At 70.5% G+C, this 1,062-nt stretch carries 1 protein-coding gene and 1 pseudogene; both read left to right on the top strand.

Annotation, left to right across the window (positions count from 1 at the left end; translation table 11 throughout):
• Positions 1-580 (top strand): annotated as a pseudogene (locus ACFVGS_RS37370) (ABC transporter); the annotation flags it as partial.
• The coding region (locus ACFVGS_RS37375) for an ABC transporter permease (RefSeq protein WP_385696943.1) at positions 577-1,062 on the top strand (486 nt) is incomplete at its 3' end. The pseudogene ACFVGS_RS37370 and the gene ACFVGS_RS37375, both read left to right, overlap by 4 nt.

The raw sequence follows: 1,062 nt of genomic DNA on the forward strand, positions 1-1,062 counted from the left end.
GGACATCGCGATGACGCTGGTCGGCGATCCGCGGATCATCTTCCTCGACGAGCCGACCACCGGTCTCGACCCGCGTTCCCGGCACAACATGTGGCAGATCATCAGGGAACTCGTCACGGACGGCGTGACCGTCTTCCTCACCACGCAGTACCTGGAGGAGGCCGACGAGCTCGCCGACCGCATCGCGGTCCTCAACGACGGGAGGATCGCCGCCGAGGGCACCGCGGAGGAGCTGAAGCGGCTCGTCCCGGGCGGACACGTCCGCCTCCGCTTCACCGACCCGGTCGCGTACACCAGGGCCGTCGCGGCCCTGACCGACGCCGCCCGCGACGACGAGTCCCTCACCCTCCAGCTCCCCAGCGACGGCAGCCAGCGCGCGCTGGCCGGCGTGCTCGCCCGGCTGGACTCGGCCGGCGTCGAGGCCGACGAGCTGACCGTCCACACGCCCGACCTCGACGACGTGTTCTTCGCCCTGACCGGCGGCGGCGCCGACGGCGCCCGCATCCCGAACCAGTCCGACCGGTCCCACCAGTCCGGCCCGTCCACCCAGTCCGGCCCGTCCACGGAGGTTGTCCGATGAGTTCCCTGTCCCTCGCCCTGCGTGACTCGTCCACGATGCTCCGCCGCAACCTGCTGCACGCCCGGCGCTATCCGTCACTCACGCTGAACCTGCTGCTCACGCCGATCATGCTTTTGCTGCTGTTCGTCTACGTCTTCGGCGACACCATGAGCGCTGGCATCGGCGGAAGCGGCGCCGACCGCGCCGACTACATCGCCTACCTCGTCCCCGGCCTGCTGCTGATGACCATCGGCAGCACCACGATCGGCACCGCGGTCTCCGTCGCCAACGACATGACCGAGGGCATCATCGCCCGCTTCCGCACCATGGCGATCCACCGAGGCTCCGTCCTCGTCGGACACGTCGTCGGCAGCGTCCTGCAGTCCGTGGCCAGCGTCGTCCTCGTCGGCGCCGTCGGCGCCGCCATCGGCTTCCGCTCCACCGACGCCACCCCCCTCGAATGGCTCGCCGCCTTCGGACTCCTCGTCCTCTTCGCCCTCGCG

This window comes from Streptomyces sp. NPDC127114, assembly GCF_042677525.1.
Taxonomy (GTDB): Bacteria; Actinomycetota; Actinomycetes; order Streptomycetales; family Streptomycetaceae; genus Streptomyces.